The 16,346-nt window shown below is 70.3% G+C and carries 18 protein-coding genes; 10 read left to right on the forward strand and 8 right to left on the reverse strand.

Annotated elements, in window-relative coordinates; all coding sequences use genetic code 11:
- The first annotated feature begins 133 nt into the window (after positions 1-133).
- Positions 134-217, forward strand: coding sequence for a hypothetical protein (locus tag ACWEPL_RS24120; RefSeq protein WP_364846714.1), 84 nt, complete (start codon positions 134-136; stop codon positions 215-217).
- Here ACWEPL_RS24120 and ACWEPL_RS24125 read toward each other — a convergent pair.
- The gene (locus ACWEPL_RS24125; RefSeq protein ID WP_185069893.1) at positions 199-879 is read right to left on the reverse strand and encodes a Crp/Fnr family transcriptional regulator; all 681 of its coding nucleotides are present in this window, start codon (positions 877-879) and stop codon (positions 199-201) included. The two genes, ACWEPL_RS24120 and ACWEPL_RS24125, sit on opposite strands and share 19 nt — an antisense overlap.
- 342 nt (positions 880-1,221) lie before the next feature.
- Positions 1,222-2,064 carry an alpha/beta fold hydrolase gene (locus tag ACWEPL_RS24130; RefSeq protein WP_355200551.1) on the reverse strand — a complete coding sequence of 281 codons (843 nt, stop codon included), beginning with the start codon at positions 2,062-2,064 and terminating at the stop codon, positions 1,222-1,224.
- A gap of 94 nt (positions 2,065-2,158) precedes the next feature.
- Between ACWEPL_RS24130 and ACWEPL_RS24135 the strand changes: the two genes are divergently transcribed.
- Complete coding sequence (locus tag ACWEPL_RS24135) at positions 2,159-2,734, forward strand: TetR/AcrR family transcriptional regulator (protein WP_452437509.1); 576 nt, start codon at positions 2,159-2,161, stop codon at positions 2,732-2,734.
- A gap of 58 nt (positions 2,735-2,792) precedes the next feature.
- Here ACWEPL_RS24135 and ACWEPL_RS24140 read toward each other — a convergent pair whose 3' ends face one another.
- The gene (locus ACWEPL_RS24140) at positions 2,793-3,233 is read right to left on the reverse strand and encodes a hypothetical protein (protein ID WP_350732713.1); all 441 of its coding nucleotides are present in this window, start codon (positions 3,231-3,233) and stop codon (positions 2,793-2,795) included.
- A gap of 86 nt (positions 3,234-3,319) precedes the next feature.
- Here ACWEPL_RS24140 and nth point away from each other — a divergent pair, with 86 nt between their 5' ends.
- Together nth and ACWEPL_RS24150 are read left to right on the forward strand one after the other, a co-directional pair.
- The gene (nth, locus tag ACWEPL_RS24145; RefSeq protein WP_350732715.1) at positions 3,320-4,042 is read left to right on the forward strand and encodes an endonuclease III; all 723 of its coding nucleotides are present in this window, start codon (positions 3,320-3,322) and stop codon (positions 4,040-4,042) included.
- 40 nt (positions 4,043-4,082) lie between these two features.
- Positions 4,083-4,730 (forward strand): NUDIX hydrolase, encoded by a 648-nt coding sequence (locus ACWEPL_RS24150; RefSeq protein ID WP_452437510.1) that lies wholly within the window; start codon positions 4,083-4,085, stop codon positions 4,728-4,730.
- Here ACWEPL_RS24150 and ACWEPL_RS24155 read toward each other — a convergent pair.
- Entirely contained in the window at positions 4,727-5,239 is a 513-nt protein-coding gene (locus ACWEPL_RS24155) for a HEAT repeat domain-containing protein (RefSeq protein WP_363976941.1), read from the reverse strand. The genes ACWEPL_RS24150 and ACWEPL_RS24155 overlap by 4 nt on opposite strands.
- 81 nt (positions 5,240-5,320) lie before the next feature.
- On the opposite strand from ACWEPL_RS24155, the gene ACWEPL_RS24160 reads away from it, so the two are divergent.
- Entirely contained in the window at positions 5,321-6,511 is a 1,191-nt protein-coding gene (locus ACWEPL_RS24160) for a MarP family serine protease (RefSeq protein ID WP_363976938.1), read from the forward strand.
- Positions 6,512-6,521: 10 nt separating this feature from the next.
- Here ACWEPL_RS24160 and ACWEPL_RS24165 read toward each other — a convergent pair whose 3' ends face one another.
- From ACWEPL_RS24165 to ACWEPL_RS24175, 3 genes are read right to left on the reverse strand one after another with little or no spacing between them, the layout of a single operon-like run.
- A complete protein-coding gene (locus tag ACWEPL_RS24165) occupies positions 6,522-6,965 on the reverse strand; it encodes a DUF309 domain-containing protein (RefSeq protein WP_363976935.1) in 444 nt (147 codons plus the stop codon).
- Positions 6,962-7,882: an alpha/beta fold hydrolase gene (locus tag ACWEPL_RS24170; protein WP_452437511.1), complete on the reverse strand. Its 921-nt coding sequence runs from the start codon at positions 7,880-7,882 to the stop codon at positions 6,962-6,964. The genes ACWEPL_RS24165 and ACWEPL_RS24170 overlap by 4 nt, the downstream gene beginning before the upstream one ends.
- The gene (locus ACWEPL_RS24175; RefSeq protein WP_192789404.1) at positions 7,872-8,312 is read right to left on the reverse strand and encodes a phage holin family protein; all 441 of its coding nucleotides are present in this window, start codon (positions 8,310-8,312) and stop codon (positions 7,872-7,874) included. Before ACWEPL_RS24175 ends, ACWEPL_RS24170 begins: the two co-directional genes overlap by 11 nt.
- On the opposite strand from ACWEPL_RS24175, the gene ACWEPL_RS24180 reads away from it, so the two are divergent.
- Complete coding sequence (locus tag ACWEPL_RS24180) at positions 8,311-8,442, forward strand: hypothetical protein (RefSeq protein WP_350732724.1); 132 nt, start codon at positions 8,311-8,313, stop codon at positions 8,440-8,442. The genes ACWEPL_RS24175 and ACWEPL_RS24180 overlap by 2 nt on opposite strands.
- 174 nt (positions 8,443-8,616) lie before the next feature.
- Here ACWEPL_RS24180 and acs read toward each other — a convergent pair whose 3' ends face one another.
- Complete coding sequence (gene acs / locus ACWEPL_RS24185) at positions 8,617-10,590, reverse strand: acetate--CoA ligase (protein WP_363976928.1); 1,974 nt, start codon at positions 10,588-10,590, stop codon at positions 8,617-8,619.
- A 311-nt stretch (positions 10,591-10,901) separates the two neighbouring features.
- Between acs and ACWEPL_RS24190 the strand changes: the two genes are divergently transcribed.
- From ACWEPL_RS24190 to ACWEPL_RS24205, 4 genes are all read left to right on the forward strand, one after another.
- A complete protein-coding gene (locus ACWEPL_RS24190) occupies positions 10,902-11,684 on the forward strand; it encodes a Fic family protein (protein ID WP_363976925.1) in 783 nt (260 codons plus the stop codon).
- 1,182 nt (positions 11,685-12,866) lie between these two features.
- Positions 12,867-13,907: a septum site-determining protein Ssd gene (gene ssd / locus ACWEPL_RS24195; protein WP_363976922.1), complete on the forward strand. Its 1,041-nt coding sequence runs from the start codon at positions 12,867-12,869 to the stop codon at positions 13,905-13,907.
- Positions 13,904-15,088, forward strand: coding sequence for a TadA family conjugal transfer-associated ATPase (locus ACWEPL_RS24200; RefSeq protein ID WP_363976919.1), 1,185 nt, complete (start codon positions 13,904-13,906; stop codon positions 15,086-15,088). Before ssd ends, ACWEPL_RS24200 begins: the two co-directional genes overlap by 4 nt.
- A gap of 22 nt (positions 15,089-15,110) precedes the next feature.
- Complete coding sequence (locus ACWEPL_RS24205; RefSeq protein WP_452437538.1) at positions 15,111-15,818, forward strand: type II secretion system F family protein; 708 nt, start codon at positions 15,111-15,113, stop codon at positions 15,816-15,818.
- Positions 15,819-16,346: the final 528 nt, after the last annotated feature.

Here is a 16,346-nt window from a genome sequence, read left to right on the forward strand (position 1 = left end):
CAGCACGATGGCCTTGTTCACCTGGGGTCCTCTCTAGGGGGTGGCCGACCGGCGGCACCGCGCCGCGGGTGGGTCTTATTTTTAGTAGTTCCTCACCCAGGGCGCGCGCACGCCGCGGGAGATCGTCAAGATCGTGTACGCCGACGTCGACCGCTCGCTCTGGGCCGCCGCCGAGATGTCGGTCGTGGCCCAGCTCGACTACCTGGACCGGTTGTAGAGCCGGTCCATGTCGAGGATCACCACGGCCTTGGCCTCGATCCGCAGCCAGCCGCGCTGGGCGAAGTCGGCCAGCGCCTTGTTGACCGTCTCGCGCGAGGCGCCGACGAGCTGCGCCAGCTCTTCCTGCGTCAGGTCGTGGTGCACTCGCAGGCCGTCGTCCGTCTTGGTGCCGAACCGCTCGGCCAGGTCGAGCAGCTGCTTGGCCACGCGCCCGGGCACGTCGGTGAAGACCAGGTCGGCCAGCACGTCGTTGGTGCGGCGCAGCCGCTGGGCGAGCGCGCGCAGCAGGTGGAGCGCCACCTCGGGGCGGCCGGTCAGCCAGGGGCGCAGGTCGTCGTGGCCGAGCCCGGCCAGCCGCACGTCGGTCAGCGCCGTCGCCGAGGCCGTACGCGGTCGCGGGTCGAACAGCGACAGCTCGCCGAACATCTCGCTCGGCCCGAGCACGCTCAGCAGGTTTTCCCGTCCGTCGGGCGAGGTGCGGGACAGCTTGATCTTGCCTTCCAGCACGACGTAGAGCCGGTCGCCGGTCTCGTTCTCGTGGAAGAGCGTCTGTCCCTTGGAGAGCTGGACCTCCGTGATGCTCGTACGCAGCGCCGCGGCGCTCTCGCGGTCCAGCGCGGCGAACAGGGGGGCCTTGCCCAGCACGTCTTCGGTGTTCACTCTGCCTCCTCTGCTGCCATTGTGACTCACCCCACTCTGCGTGGCACACACAGGTTATGGGAATGCTGGAGTGTTCTGCGCTTTTGGGATGAGTCGTATTCAGGGGAAAGGTACCTGATGCCCTGGTTTCAGGGGCTATCGACCCTCCCCTGTGCCGCAGAAGAGTCTCAGAGGGCGTTGCGTGAGTTGATGTCCTTTTCGTCGTTTGCGCTGGGCAGGGAAGGCTGGTCAGGGACTTCGCGGGCGGGCTAGGGCTGCGGTTGAGCGAACAACCCGGGACGAGCCGCACGCCGTGGCCAGGCAGCCGCCGGGGTAGCGGGTAGTGCCACCCCGGCGGCGGGGTCACTTGGCGGCGAAGGCCAGCAGTGCCTCGTTGACCTCATCGGCGTGCGTCCACAGCAGGCCGTGCGGGGCGCCCTCGACCTCGACGTAGTGCGCCTCCGGGAACGCCTCGTGGAAACGACGCCCGGTGGCGTCGATCGGGAGGATGTTGTCCCTGGTGCCGTGCAGGATGAGTGACGGCTTTCCGGCCGCGCGCACCGCCGCGACGTCCTGGCGGAAGTCCTCGATCCACGCCGCCACCACCGCGTACGCGGCGACCGGGGCGGAGGTCGTGGCGGTGTTCCAGTTGGCGGCGACGACCTCCTGGCTGATCCTCGTGCCGAGATTCTCATCCAGGTTGTAGAAGTCCTTGTAGAACTGCGTGAACCAGGCGTATCGGTCGGCGCGGGCAGTGGCGACGATGCCGTCGAACACCGACTGCGGTACTCCGGCGGGGTTGTCGTCCGCCTCCACCAGGTACGGCTCCAGCGACGCCAGGAAGGCCAGCTTGGCGACGCGCTCGTGGCCGTGGTTCTTGACGTAGCGGGCGAGTTCGCCGGTGCCCATGGAGAACCCGACGAGAATGACCTCGCGCAGGTCGAGCGTCTCCAGCAGCGTGTTCAGGTCGGCTGCGAAGGTGTCGTAGTCGTACCCGCTCCCGACCTTGCTCGACTGGCCGAAGCCGCGGCGGTCGTAGGTGATCACCCGGTAGCCGGCGGCGAGCAGCTCGCGCGTCTGACGCTCCCAGCTGTGCCCGTTCAGGGGGTAGCCGTGGATGAGGACGACCGGCTGGCCGGATCCCTGGTCCTCGTAGTACAGCTCGACGTCGGTGCTGTTCTCGGTGCCTACCTTGATGTGGCCCATGAGAAATCTCCCTCCCATTCGCTAGAGAACGATCGTTCTCCGCGTATGTCCACTACAGTAGAGAACGCTGGTTCTCTGCGCAACTGGAGCTCTCGTGATCGATGAGGAAACAGCACGTGACCAGGTCGTCTCCACCGCCGACCGGTTGTTCTACGCCCACGGCGTCCAGGCCGTCGGCATGGACGCCGTCCGCACCGAGGCGGGTGTCTCGCTGAAGCGCATCTACGCCCTGTTTCCCTCCAAGGACGACCTCGTCCTGGCAGTGCTCCGCCACCGGACCGAGCAGTGGGACACCGGCGTGGCCCGCGCCCTCGCCGCCGCCCGCACGCCGCGCGACCGGATGCTGGCCGTCTTCGACTTTCTGGCGGAATGGTTCCGCGAGGACGACTTCCGGGGCTGCGCCTTCATCAACTTCTTCGGCGAGCTGGCCGGTGGCAGCAGCCGGGTCGCCGAGGCGGTCAGGGAGCAGAAGACCTCTTTCCAGCGCCATGTCGCCGACCTGGTCCGCGAGGCGGGTGGTCCCGGCTACCTCGCCCCGCAGCTGGCCCTGCTCGCCGAAGGCGCCCAGACCACGGCCGCCATCACCGGGGACCCCGCCACGGCTGCCCACGCCCGCGCCGCCGCCGAGACCCTCATCGGGGCCGCCTTCGGTCCTGCCAGCAGATTCTGACCAGCCTTCCCTGCCCAGCGCAAACGACGAAAAGGACATCAACTCGCGCAACGCCCTCTCAGGAGGCGAGAAGACCGTCCACGGAGGCCACCGCGGCCGCCACCGACTGGCCGAGCAGCACGCGAAGCACGTCGGCCGCGCGCGGGCGGGCCGTGGGGTCGGCCTGGCGGCACTGCCGTACCGCCAGGTGCAGCGCGGGAGGCAGGACGGCGGGGTCGCCGTCCGTGCGGCCCGTGGCCGCGAAGACCACCAGGTCGGCCCAGGCCAGCACGTCGTCGGCCGCCGAACCCGGCGTGACGCCGGGCTGCCAGCCGATCAGCACCTGGCCGTGGGCGCCGAGCGCGACGCTCTCGTGGCTGAGCCGGAGCCCCACGTTGCCGCGGGCGTGCAGCTTGGCCACCGCGGAGGCGCAGGTCAGGGCCAGGCGATGCAGCGCCTGCCCCCGCAAAGGCCCCGATGTACGCACGAAGTCCGACAGCACCGCACCCTGACCGCTCATGGCCACCGCCCTCCCGTGTCGCCCCCTTGTACGCGAGCGGGGCCGTCCTGGGTTCAACGGTTCGCGGAAGCTTCTAGTCTTGCGGCATGGCCACGAACGCGGCGGGGCGCAAGCCGGAGACCCGGCTCGCATTGGTACGGCGGGCCCGCAAGATGAACCGCATCCTCGCGGACACCTATCCAGAGGCCCACTGCGAGCTCGACTTCGGCAACCCGTTAGAACTTCTGGTCGCGACCATCCTCTCCGCCCAGTGCACGGACAAGCGGGTCAACATGGTCACCCCCGTCCTCTTCGCGAAATATCCGACAGTGGAGGACTACGCCGCCGCAGACCGGTCCGAGATGGAGGAGATCATCCGCTCGACCGGCTTCTTCCGCGCGAAGACCAACAGCATCATCGGCATGGCGCAGGCGGTGTGCGAGAAGTACGGCGGCGAGGTGCCCGGCAAGCTGAAGGACCTGGTCACCCTGCCCGGCGTGGGTCGCAAGACCGCCAATGTGGTGCTGGGCAACGCGTTCGACGTGCCAGGGCTCACCGTCGACACCCACTTCCAGCGGCTGGTGCGGCGGTTCGGCTGGACGGAGGAGACCGACCCCGTCAAGATCGAGCACGTCGTGGGGGAGCTGCTGCCCAAACGCGAGTGGACGATCTTCTCCCATCGGGTGATCTGGCACGGCCGCCGCATCTGCCACGCACGGCGGCCCGCGTGCGGTGTGTGCCCGCTGGCCGCGCTCTGCCCGTCGTACGGCACCGGCCCCACGGCGGCGGCCGAGGCCGAGAAGCTCGTCAGGCCCGGCCCCTTCTCGTGATCGCGGGAAGTCCCCGGTGTCCCGGCGTGTTGGAGGATGCGTGACCCAAGTGCCCGACTGGCTCGACCGACTGGCGGCGCAGGCTCAGCGCTTCGACGTACCGCGGTGGTGGACGCCCCCCAACGGCAGCGGGCGGGCCGCCGCGGTGCTGATGCTGTTCGGCGAGGGGGCGCTCGGCCCCGACGTCCTGCTCATCCAGCGCAGCACGCTCGGGCGCAGGCACGCGGGCCAGCCCGCCTTCCCCGGCGGCGGCGTCGACCCCGACGACGGAGGACCCGTCGCGGCGGCGCTGCGCGAGGCCGAGGAGGAGACCGGGGTCGATCCCGCGGGCGTCCACGTGCTGTGCACGATGCCCGAGCTGTACCTCAGCCACAGCGACAACCGCGTCACGCCCGTCATCGCCTGGTGGCGCGAGCCGTCGGCCGTGCACGCGGCCTCGCCGAGCGAGGTGGAGTCCGTGGAGCGGGTGCCGATCGCCGAGCTGGTCGACCCCGCCAACCGGGTCACGCTGCGGCATCCGAGAGGGTCGGCGGGGCCCGCGTTCCGGGTGCGGGGGATGCTGGTGTGGGGGTTCACCGCGATGGTGCTCGACACCGTGCTGCGCGAGGGCGGGCTGGAGCGCCCGTGGGACTCCGCGCAGGTGGAGGACCTCCCGCAGGAAGTGATCGACCTGGCGTCCAGGGGTTAGCGGGACGAGCGCAGGGCCACGCCCAGGGAGGCCCAGCCCGCCACGTCCTTGTCGCTGTCGGCCGCCAGCGCGCGCAGCGTCTCCAGGCCGGCCCGGTCCGGGGGATCGCCGAGCACGTGCTGCAGCGCGTACGCGGCGCCGTAGCGCACCCTCGCGTCGTCGTGGCCGGCCAGCTCGATCACCGACGGCAGCGACCGCGGGTCGGCCAGGTGCCCGAACGCGATCAGCACCGAGTAGAGCACCATGGCGTCGTCCTCGCTGGCCGCCAGGTAGCGCAGCACCGGCAGCGTACGGTCCACGAACGGCCGCAGCATCCCCATGATGTCCACGCCGAGCAGCCGCTCCGCCACCGTGTCCGCGGCGCACAGCCGGCGCGCCTCGATGAAGGACTCCAGATCACCGCGCTGCCGCAGCACGGAGATCACGTGCCAGCGCAGGGGGCCGTCGGGGTCGGTGTCGCACAGAGCTGCCTCGATGAGATCGCGCACTGTTTCCTCGGCCGACGGCATACCGCTCAAGGTAGCCACGCGGTGACGCCGTCCTGGCGGAAGACGTGCACACTTGACCGTATCCCTGGTTAGCTTTGAAACGTGCGCGGTGATCTGCTTGACCTCATCTTGATCGGCCTCGTGATCGCCTTCGGCGTCTCGGGTTACCGGCAGGGCTTCATCATCGGGGCGATGAGCTTCGTGGGGTTCGTCGGCGGGGCCGTGCTCGGCGTCTTCATCGCGCCACCGATCTCCAAGGCCCTGGTCAGCGGCGACACCCCGCAGGCGCTGCTGGCGATCGTGATCGTCTTCCTGGCCGCCACCATCGGCCAGTTCGCGTCCTCGACGCTCGGCGCCGTCGTGCGCAGCCACGTCACGTGGGAGCCCGCCAAGGTGGCCGACGCGGTCGGCGGCACGTTCTCCAGCGCGCTGTCCGTGCTGGTGATCGCCTGGCTGATCGGCTCCCTGATCGTCTCCACGGCCTTCAGCCCCCTCGTCGACCAGGTGAAGAACTCCGCGCTGCTGACCACCGTCGACGACGTGATCCCGCAGGCCGCGCGCAACTGGCAGCAGCCGTTCAAGAAGTTCATCGACCGGTCGGAGTTCCCGCCCGTCTTCGACGCCATCGGCGCGGGCACGATCGTCGACGTGCCGCCGCCCGACCAGAGCGTGCTGCAGGGCTCCAAGCTGAGCCGCGCCCGGCGGGCCATCGTCAAGGTGCAGGGCAACGCGGAGAGCTGCAACAAGCACATCGAGGGCACCGGCTTCGTCTACGCCCCCGGCCGGATCATGACCAACGCCCACGTGGTCGCCGGCGTGACCCGCGACCTGCAGGTCATCGACTCCAACAACACGCCGCACGCGGCCACCGTCGTGCGCTACAACCCGCGCCGCGACATCGCCGTCCTCTACGTGCCCGGCCTCGACCTGCCGCAGCTCTCCTTCGACGGCGACGGCTCGCGCGGCGACAGCGCCATCATCGCCGGGTTCCCCAAGAGCAAGGGGTTCACCGCGGAGCCGGCCAGGATCGGCGGGCAGCTCGACGCCGAGGGGCCCGACATCTACCGCGACGCCACGGTCAGGCGCAAGGTGTACGCGATCCGCGGGAAGGTGCTGCCCGGCAACTCGGGCGGCCCGCTGCTCACGGTGGACGGCCGGGTCTACGGCGTGATCTTCGCCGCCGCGATCAACGAAGAGGAGACCGGCTACGTCCTGACGGCCGAGGAGGTCGCCCCCGACGCGGCCCAGGGCCGCAACGACACCACCCCGGCCAGCACCCAGAAGTGCGACTGACGACCGGCCCTCAGCCGGGCAGCTTGTCCAGGATCGCGGCGATGGCCTCGTCGGGGTCGCTGTCCTGGCCGAACCCCGAGGCCGCCTTGCCGACCGCGTCGTACGCGCCGCCGTACCCCTGGACCCTGGCGGCGCCACGGCCGAAGAGGGTCAGCGCCCCGCGCCCGTTGCCACGCTGCAGGTGCGTCAGCCCGACGCAGATCTGCGCGAGGCCCTGCCACAGCTCGCGCTCGTCCTCCGGCGCGCATTTCCAGCGGCCCTCGAACACCTCGTGCGCGTTGAACGGCAGGCCCTCGCCGAGGAAGCCGCGGGCGTCGGCCAGGGCCTGTTCGGTGGTGGGGGCGTAGTCGTCGGGGACCCGGGCCACGCCGGGTTCGCCGTAGGGGAGCGGCCTGCCGTACGCGTCGCGCGGCCTGGCGTTACGGGGCCTGCCCTCGGGATCGCGGTCTCTCATCGGTCGGGCTCCGGATCGGCCAGCCAGCCGAGCAACTCGGTGTCGAACACGTCGGGGATCTCCTCATGGGGGAAGTGGCCGGCTCCTTCGAGCAGCCGCCACCGGTACGGGGCCGCCACGTAGCGGCCCGAGCCGTGCGCCGTACGCGGCAGGGCACGCGGGTCGAGCGCCCCGTGCAGGTGGAGCGTGGGGGCCTCGACCGCGGTGCGCATGGCCCTGGCGTAGCGGCGGCCGTCCGGGCGCAGCTGGGAGCGGCCGAACCAGCGGTGGTACTCCAGCGCGCAGTGTGCCACGGCGGGGATGCGGAACGCCTCTCGGTACGTACGCGCGGTCTCGGGATCGGGCCAGCCGGGCCGCGACCAGTCGTCCAGCAACCGGCCCACCAGGGCCCCTTCGCGGCGCCTGAGCCGGTGCTCGGGCAGCAGCGGCAGCTGGTGGCCCAGCGACTGCCGGCTGGCCCTGAGCTGGCCGAACGGGTCGCCCAGCAGCGCCCTGCGCAGGCGCAGGGGATGCGGGGCGGACACGGCGACCAGCCGGTGCACGCACTTGGCATCGAGCACGGCCATCGTCCAGGCCAGCAGCCCGCCCCAGTCGTGCCCCACCACGATCGCGCCGGTCTCGCCCAGCGCCCTGATCAGGCCGGTCGCGTCGGCGGCCAGCGTGGGCAGGTCGTAGCCGCGCGGCGGCTTGTCGCTGCCGCCGTAGCCGCGCAGATCCGCCGCGACGGCCCGGTAACCCGCCTTCGGCAGCGAGACGAGCTGGTTGCGCCACGTCCACCAGAACTGCGGGAACCCGTGCAGCAGCAGCACCAGCGGCCCCTCGCCCGCCTCGACGACGTGGAAGCGGGTGCCGCCCGCGTGGACCGCGCGGTGCGTCCAGGGTCCCTCGATCTGTACGACCGACTCGTCAGGTGCCATCACGTGTCACCGGCTCACGATCGGGACGAACCGCCGGCAGCGTCTCGTCCTCAGGCGTGGCGATCTCCTTGAGCCCCTTGATCGACCTGGCGGTGCGCTTCATCCCGGCCAGTCCCTTGAGCCGCCTGACCCCGATGAACACCAGCAGACCCGCCACCACCAGGTAGAACACGGTCACGATGAGGAAGGCCAGCCAGTTGGGCAGCCACTGCGCCAGCACGAACGCGATCGTGAACGAGGCGAGGATCAGGCACAGGTGCGCCATGAAGGCGGCGGCGGCGAACAGGCCGCCCGCCGTGCCGACCCGCTTGGCGTCGAACCTGAACTCGGCCTTGGCCAGCTCGATCTCCGAGCGGACCAGGTCCGAGATCTGACTGCTCGCCTGGGCGACCAGCGAGCCCAGGGATTCTTCCTCGGGAGTCTGCGGCATGAACGTCTCCTATCGAGGCCTGGTGGCCGTGTCAAACATCATCCAGCGCGATGCGACGCTCGCGTACCGTGTGAAGCGGTACCGCCGCCAGGAGCTCTTCCGACAGTTTCGCCAGGCCGAGCCGCGCTGACAGCCAGGCGCCCCGAACACGCCGAAACTTGTCGAGCGCGAGTCCCGCTATCACTCCCAGAACTACCCGATCGAACAAGATAGCGCCCGCGCCGGGTACTCCGGGCTTCGCCCCAGGCTCTCAAGAGCCAGGCGCATGTCCCCATATTTCGGGACATGCGCCTGGAATGTGGGATCAGTCCTCGGACTTGGCGGACGGGAGCTTCTCCGAGATCAGGTTCATCACCGTGCTGTCGGCCAGCGTGGTGACGTCGCCGATGCTGCGGTTCTCCGCGACGTCGCGCAGGAGGCGGCGCATGATCTTGCCGGAGCGGGTCTTGGGCAGCTCCGGCACGACCAGGATCTGGCGCGGCTTGGCGATCGGGCCCAGGGTCTTGGCCACGTGGTTGCGCAGGTCGGCGGCGATGTCGTCGCTCTCCTCCGCCGAGCCGCGCAGGATCACGAACGACACGATCGCCTGGCCCGTGACCGGGTCGGTCGCGCCGACCACCGCCGCCTCGGCCACCTTCGGGTGGCTGACCAGCGCGCTCTCCACCTCCGTGGTGGAGATGTTGTGGCCGGAGACGAGCATGACGTCGTCCACGCGGCCGAGCAGCCACAGGTCGCCGTCGTCGTCCTTCTTGGCGCCGTCGCCGGGGAAGTACATCCCGTCGAACCTGCTCCAGTACGTGTCGATGTAGCGCTGGTCGTCGCCCCAGATCGTGCGGAGCATCGACGGCCACGGCTCGCGTACGACGAGGAAGCCGCCGCCCCCGTCGGGGACGCTGTTGCCCTGGTCGTCCACCACGTCGGCGGCGATGCCGGGCAGCGGGCGCATCGCGGCGCCCGGCTTGCCCGCGGTGACGCCGGGCAGCGGGCTGATCATGATGGCGCCGGTCTCCGTCTGCCACCAGGTGTCGACCACGGGGCAGCGGTCGTGGCCGATGTGCTCGCGGTACCAGACGTACGCCTCGGGGTTGATCGGCTCGCCCACGGAGCCCAGGATGCGCAGGCTGGACATGTCGAACTTCGCGGGGATGTCGTCGCCCCACTTCATGAACGTCCGGATCGCGGTGGGCGCCGTGTAGAGAATCGTGATCTTGTACTTCTGCACGATCTCCCAGAACCGGCCGCGGTGCGGGGTGTCGGGAGTGCCCTCGTAGATGACGCTGGTGGCGCCGTTGGCGAGGGGGCCGTACACGATGTAGGAGTGGCCGGTCACCCAGCCGATGTCGGCCGTGCACCAGTAGATGTCGGTGTCGGGCTTGAGGTCGAAGACCGCGTGGTGCGTCCAGGCGGTCTGGGTGAGGTAGCCGCCGGTGGTGTGCAGGATGCCCTTGGGCCTGCCGGTGGTGCCGCTGGTGTAGAGGATGTACAGCGGGTCCTCGGCGTCGTGGGGCTCGGCGGTGTGCTGGTCGCTCTGCCGGTCGACCAGGTCGTGCCACCAGACGTCCTTCTCGCCGAAGGCGACGTCCTGGCCGGTACGGCGTACGACGAGGACGTTCTCGACCTGCGGGCACTCGGCGACGGCCTCGTCCACCGTGGGCTTGAGCGCGGACGGGTTGCCCCTGCGGTAGCCGCCGTCGGCGGTGATGACGAGCTTGGCGTCGGCGTCGTCGATCCGGCTCTTCAGCGCCGTGGCCGAGAAGCCGCCGAACACCACGGAGTGGATCGCCCCGATGCGGGCGCAGGCCAGCATCGCGATCGGCAGCTCGGGGATCATCGGCATGTAGACGGCCACCCGGTCGCCCTTGCCGACGCCCAGCTCCTGAAGGGCGTTGGCGGCCTTGCTGACCTCGCGCTGGAGGTCGCTGTAGGTCAGGGTACGGGTGTCGCCCTCGGGCTCACCCTCCCAGTAGTAGGCGACCTTGTCGCCGCGGCCCTCCTCGACGTGGCGGTCGACGCAGTTGTAGGCCACGTTGAGCTCGCCGCCGACGAACCACTTGGCGAAGGGGGCGTTCCACTCGAGGGTCGTCTCCCACCGTTTGGCCCACGCCAGCCTCTCGGCCGCACGCTCCCAGAAGGCGAGACGGTCGGCGGCGGCCTCGTCATATGCGGCGGCGGTCACGTTCGCGGCCGCCGCCAGGTCAGCCGGCGGTGCGAACCGGCGGTTCTCCTGTAGCAGGTTCGACAGCGCCTGGGTCTCGTTGCCGGGGGTCTCCGGGGCCACCTCGTGCTCCTTCTATGGCCAGATTGGATAGGTCGTGTCCCACTTCACCAGCTCACGGCCTCCACACACAAGAGGTCTAGACAGGTCTGTACCGAGGGGTCCCCGCTTATCAGGTCGCATGACAACCGCTATTGAAACGTTGTCATCTTGAAATCTGGCGGGGACCCATAAAGGGCTCCGCATATTCGGCGCCCGGTGATTTCTCAACCCACGGTCACCTTTTGAGCGCGCCCCGCCTCCCGTCGAGGCGCTGGTACGGTCGTCACCCGGTGGAGCGAGAGCGGTCGTACCCGCCGGTAAGGTCGGTTTCCGTGAGTGACCCACTGGCTGTCATCGCGGAGTTCCCCGGCGTCCCCGAGGCGGTCGACTCCGCCAGGCAGGACGTCGACCGGCTGTACCGCCATCGAGTCCTGCGCCGGGCCAGCCCGGCCGTCTCGACGGAGTCGTCCCTGCGCGGCGCCCGGGCCTCGGCGTCCCTGGAAGGCGTGGACGTGTCCCTCGACGCCCTGCGCCGGGACGAGGTCCACGACCCGCTGGTCCAGGGAGCCCTGCGGGCGTCGGCGGAGTTGGGCCGCCTGGGCTCGTTGTGGCGGACGGCGCCGAGGCAGGTGCTGGCCCGCCTGCACACGGTGGCGGCCGCCGGCCTGGCGCCGCAGTCCGCACTGGGCCGTCCGCGGGCGGTGGACGAGGCGCCGGACCCGCTGGGGCTGGGGCCCGCGCCGGGCGCTTCGGAGACGGCGACGCGCATGGAGGGGCTGCTCGGGCTGCTCGAACGGCCCACGAAGGCGCCCGCGATCGTGCTGGCCGCCGTCATGCACGCCGAGCTGGCCGTACTGCGTCCTTTCGGCGCGGCGGACGGGATCGTGGCGCGCGCGGCCGAGCGCCTGACCCTGGTCGAGTACGGCCTGGACCCGAAGTCCCTCGTGGCCGTGGAGGTGGGGCACCTGGAGCACGCCTCGTACGCCGGGGGCCTGAGTGCGTACCTGAGCGGGACCCCGGAGGGCGTCGCCCAGTGGGTACAACAGTGTGCCTCCGCAGTAAGTCTCGGGGTGCGCGAAGCGACCGCCATCTGCGAGGCGATGCAACGAGGCTGAGGCCGCGGCGGCGGAGGCGCAGGTGGGAGCGTTGGGCCGGGCCGCCGACATAGCTGACGGCGTCTCAGTCAAGAGACGCCGTCTGCTGGCACATCACACCGGGTTACCAAGCGTGCACCTCTATTCGTCGGAGCGGGTCAAGCCCGTCACGACGCGCCTCCCGCGGCTGGTCGCGCGTGGGTACCCGGCTGATGCGCCCGGACAAGAGGTCCGTGACACCTTTCTACGTCGGATCCGCCCTGATGGGAAGCCCTCGGACCAAGACCTTTACCCGCCTATGAGCGGGGCCCCGGCATACGTCGCCATCGCCACCCTCCGTGATCTGGTTACCAACCTGTGATGATTGCAGAGAGTGACCGTCTTTATGTGATCGTTATGGCGCAGACAAAAAACTTGGCGAAAATGCGAGATTGCTCCTCGACGAAACTCGAGTCCATCGGGCAGCATACGGGGGTATCGCCCGAAACTGGAGCAACCGTGCACGGGGGACCTTTGCCGGTCTCTTGCCAGGCTCTGGTGAAGTGATGAAAGCTTTCTTCTGAAACGGGACCGGCTCTACCCCCCCGGAGCCGGACCGATCAGGCGACCCCCGCTCTCCCCCCCGGCGGGGGTCGCCCCTTTTCCACCCCAAGTCCGTACACCACGCCCTCCGCACCGCCACTCGCCCTCCGCACCGCCACTCGCCCTCCGCAGCGCCACCCGCCCTCCCACGGCCCCGGCGCCTTCCCACGGCCTGCCTCTCACCGAGCGCCGCCACCACCGCGCTCCCTCCCACGGCGTCTCACTCGCCAAGCGCACTCCGCTACGGGCCTTCGCCAGCGCCTCCCACCGAGCGCTCTCCGACACGGCGCCCTCTCACGGCGTATCTCACCGTGCCCCCGCCACTGCGCCCTCCCACGGATCGCCGCTAACCGGGCACCTCCCGCACCTCCGGCACCTCCCGCACCTTCGGCCTCCCGCACCTCCTGCACCTCCGGCACAGTCCGCACCCTCCTGCGGACACCTCTCACCGCCTTCGCGACAGCAGCACCACAATCCCCACCGACGCCTCCAGGCCAGGCCACTTATCCACAGGCCCACCACAACCCCACCCAACAATCCCCAGAACCCCGTTCACCCTCTCCCCACCCCACTCACCTCCAGCAAGGTGGGCCTCCCGACACCACCCCCGGAGAGGCCGACATGCACCGCCCCCTGGTCATCACCGAAGACCACGCCCTGCTCGACGACCTGGTCCGCATAGCCGCCGCAGCAGGCGCCCAACTCGACGTGGCCCACGTCCCCGCCCACGCCCGCCCGTTCTGGAACCTTGCCCCGCTGATAGCAGTAGGCGCCGACCAGGCAGACGCCGTGGCCGCGAGCTCACCCCCCACCCGAGACCAGGTTGTCCTCGTGACCCGGGCCCCCGACGACCCGGACACCTGGCGAAAATGCGTGGCCGTGGGCGCCCAGGCCGTCGTGACCCTCCCTACCGACGAGCGCCACCTGGTGGAGCGGCTGGCGGACGCCATGGAGCCCGACCCCCGCTCAGGATCCGTGATCTGCGTGATCGGCGGCCGAGGCGGGGCAGGCGCGAGCGTGCTGTCGGCGTGCCTGTCCCTGCGCGCCTCGGGAGACCACCTCCGGACCTTGCTGGTGGATGCCGACCCGCTGGGCGGCGGCATAGACGCCCTGTTGGGCCACGAGGAGGCATCGGGCGCCCGCTGGGGAGACCTGGTCGCCAGAGAGGGCCGGATCAACTCCAGCGCACTTCAGGCCGCACTGCCGTCGTTCGGCGACCTGGCGGTCCTCTCCTTCCACAGAGGTGAGGTGGCGGCGATCCCCGCCCAAGCCATGCGTTCCGTCCTGGAGGCAGGCCAGCGAGGCTTCGACCTGATAGTCGTCGACCTCCCCCGCCACCTCGACCCAGCCGCGATCGAGGCTCTCACCAGGGCGAAGACCACGCTGATGGTCGCCACGGCCGACGTACGCGGCATCCTCTCGGCCGTACAGGTGCTGGGCGAGACCCGCAAGCACACCTCGGACATCCGCGCGATCCTCCGCCCAGGCGTGGTGGACGACGACATGGCCGCGGGCGCCCTGGGCATCCCGTCCGCCGGCGCCCTGCCCGACCAGCCGAGACTCACCGCCACCCTCAACCGGGGCGAGCTGCCCAAGCTGGGCCCCCGCACCGTGATGGGCGCCCTGTGCAGCACACTCCTACAAGACCTCCTCCCGACATGAGCACCCTGAAATCGCCCACACCCGCAGGGGCGGTGTCCCAGGAACTGGTCGAAGCAGTCCGCGTACGCCTGGCCAGAGCAGGCGTGGAACCCAGCGCCGCCCAGGTGGCAGTGGCCCTGCGAGCCGAGAAATCCGTGTACGGCGACGCGGAGATCCTCGCGGTGGCCAGGGCACTCTGCGCCGACCTCATCGGTGCCGGCCCCCTGGAGCCGCTCCTGGCCCGGCCAGACGTAACAGACGTCCTGGTCAACGGCCCGCGCGAGGTGTGGATAGACGATGGCGGCGGCCTACGCCGTACCGCTGTGACCTTCGCGGACGACGGGGCCGTACGCCGGCTGGCCCAGCGCCTGGCGTCCGTCGCGGGCAGGAGACTCGACGACGCCTCCCCGTACGTGGACGCCAGACTCGCCGGCGGCGTCCGCCTCCACGCCGTGCTTCCGCCGGTGGCGTCCGGTGGCACCTGCGTCTCGCTACGCCTTCCGCCACGCCGTACGTTCACCCTGGACGACCTGGTGTCGGCGGGCACGATCACCCCATCCGCCATCCCGGTGCTGACCGCCATGGTGACCGCCAGGCTGGCGTTCCTGGTGACGGGCGGCACAGGGACCGGCAAAACGACACTCCTGTCCGCCCTGCTCTCGCTCGCCGACCCGGCAGAACGCCTGCTCCTGGTAGAGGACTCAGCCGAGCTCCGCCCCCTCCACCCCCACATCGTCCGCCTGGAAACCCGCCCGGCGAACCTGGAGGGCGCAGGCGGTGTGAGCCTGCGCGACCTGGTACGCCAAGCGCTGCGCATGCGCCCGGACCGCTTGGTGGTGGGGGAGGTCAGGGGCAGCGAGGTGGTGGATCTGCTGGCCGCCCTCAACACAGGCCACGAAGGCGGCTGCGGCACCCTTCACGCCAACACCGCCGCCGACGTACCCCCTCGCCTGGAAGCACTGGGCTGCGCAGCGGGTCTGACCAGGGAAGCCGTACACAGCCAACTGGCCGCGGCGCTCGACGCGGTCATCCACCTGACCCGCGGCCGCCCGGACGGCCGACGCCGCATAGCCGAGATCTGCCTGCTCTCCCGAACGTCAGCCGGCTTCGTCGAGTCGATCCCGGCCCTGACCTTCGACGCGAAGGGCAACTCCCAACCCGGCCCCGCCTACGACGCCCTCTCCCAAAGAGCCCAGCCATGATTCCCACCACCAAGGCCACGTGATGACCGGCGCCCTCATAACAGCACTGTCCACAGCCTGCGCAGTGTGGCTGTGGACGGCCCCGGACACCCCCACCACCCGCCTGACCAGGCTCGTCACAGGCAGGGACAAACCCCGCTGGACATCCCTGACCACCCGCCTCACCCGCCCTACCCCCGCCCGCCGCGCGCAGCTCTGGCGACACGCATCAATCGAGCTGTGCCAGTCCCTGTCAGCAGAGCTGTCGGCCGGCCGCACGCCAGGAGAGGCACTGACCAGGGCAATCGCCTCAGTGGACTTCCCAGCCGCAGAAACCCTGCGCCCGGTCATCGCCGCGGCAAGAGACGGCGGCGACGTCTCCGCAGCCCTCACCTCATCGGCCCCACAGCAGGGCGGGGAGGGCCTCCGCCAACTGGCGGCCTGCTGGGAAGTAGGCGTCACGGTAGGCGCGGGCCTGGCCGCACTGGTCGAGCGAGTCGCGAGCACGTTGCGTGCGGCCCAAACCCACCGCCAGGACGTCGCCGCCCAACTCGCGGGCCCCCGCACCACAGCCCGCCTCCTGGCCGTACTCCCAGCCCTCGGCCTCCTCATGGCCGCCGCCCTCAACATGCACCCTCTGGACTTCCTCCTGGGCAGCTTCCCCGGCCTCATGTGCCTGATAGCAGGCATCGCCCTCGACGCTTGTGGCCTGTGGTGGACCAACCACATGGCAACCCAAGCGCAAACCTAACCAACACCCCAATCACAGCCCCAACCACCGACCCAAGCCCAAGCGAGCAACCCAAGCACAGGCCGAACAGCCACCCACCCGTATAGCACCGCCACCTACACGGAACAGGCCCCACGGCATCGCCAATCACACAGCACCATCACCCATTCAGAACCGACCACACGCTGGGAAGCCCCCGCCCACTCGCAACCGACCACTCACCTTCCTCCCCCAGCTGGAAAGGCCCCAGCAGAACCCACCGCCCACCAATCCCCATCCACCAATCCGCATCCACCAGGCCCGACCACCGCCCAGGCCAGACCACTGCCCGGTCCCGGCCACCGGCCCAGCGGCTGCGTCCACCAGGCCCAGCTGTCCACCAAGCGCCCCACCCACCAGGCCACTCATCAGGCTGACCACCGCCCAGGCCTGACCACCGCCCAGGCCTGACCACCGCCCAGGCCTGACCACCGCCCAGGCCTGACCACCGCCCAGGCCTGACCACCGCCCAGGCCCGACCACCGCCCAGGCCCGACCACCGGCCAGACC

This window comes from Nonomuraea sp. NPDC004186 (genome assembly GCF_053603495.1).

Bases quoted from the DNA above. Each gene is read 5' to 3' on its own strand.
- ACWEPL_RS24205 (WP_452437538.1), top strand. From the start codon at position 15,111: ATGACCGGCGCCCTCATAACAGCACTGTCCACAGCCTGCGCAGTGTGG.
- ACWEPL_RS24130 (WP_355200551.1), bottom strand. From the start codon at position 2,064: ATGGGCCACATCAAGGTAGGCACCGAGAACAGCACCGACGTCGAGCTG.
- ACWEPL_RS24200 (WP_363976919.1), top strand. From the start codon at position 13,904: ATGAGCACCCTGAAATCGCCCACACCCGCAGGGGCGGTGTCCCAGGAA.
- ssd (WP_363976922.1), top strand. From the start codon at position 12,867: ATGCACCGCCCCCTGGTCATCACCGAAGACCACGCCCTGCTCGACGAC.
- ACWEPL_RS24165 (WP_363976935.1), bottom strand. From the start codon at position 6,965: ATGAGAGACCGCGATCCCGAGGGCAGGCCCCGTAACGCCAGGCCGCGC.
- ACWEPL_RS24180 (WP_350732724.1), top strand. From the start codon at position 8,311: ATGAACGTCTCCTATCGAGGCCTGGTGGCCGTGTCAAACATCATCCAG.
- ACWEPL_RS24175 (WP_192789404.1), bottom strand. From the start codon at position 8,312: ATGCCGCAGACTCCCGAGGAAGAATCCCTGGGCTCGCTGGTCGCCCAG.
- ACWEPL_RS24170 (WP_452437511.1), bottom strand. From the start codon at position 7,882: ATGGCACCTGACGAGTCGGTCGTACAGATCGAGGGACCCTGGACGCAC.
- ACWEPL_RS24140 (WP_350732713.1), bottom strand. From the start codon at position 3,233: ATGAGCGGTCAGGGTGCGGTGCTGTCGGACTTCGTGCGTACATCGGGG.
- ACWEPL_RS24155 (WP_363976941.1), bottom strand. From the start codon at position 5,239: ATGCCGTCGGCCGAGGAAACAGTGCGCGATCTCATCGAGGCAGCTCTG.
- nth (WP_350732715.1), top strand. From the start codon at position 3,320: ATGGCCACGAACGCGGCGGGGCGCAAGCCGGAGACCCGGCTCGCATTG.